The following is a 221-nucleotide window of genomic DNA, read 5'->3' on the forward strand; positions in this document are numbered from 1 at the left end:
GGAGTACATTTGCTGTTTTCTTGATCTTGATATTGCTGTAAAAGAACTGTCGGAGTAAATCCGTTAAAAGATGTAAGAGCGCCCCTTTTCGCACCGAATTTTCCGGCGGCAGACTTCCATGCAGAGTCATTAAAATCAGGAGTAGTCCAAGCAGTGAGCGAGGACAGCCCGGATGCCGGATCTGTGTTGTTGTCAAGATATTTCCATGTTGTCTTTTCATT

Annotated in this window: 1 protein-coding gene; it reads right to left on the reverse strand. The window is 44.3% G+C overall.

The window, feature by feature from the left end:
* Positions 1 to 221, reverse strand: a 221-nt coding sequence (locus NE668_RS10140) for a hypothetical protein (RefSeq protein WP_256196934.1), incomplete at both ends; no start/stop codon positions are given.

This window comes from Veillonella parvula, from assembly GCF_024461875.1.
Lineage (GTDB): Bacteria > Bacillota > Negativicutes > Veillonellales > Veillonellaceae > Veillonella > Veillonella parvula_I.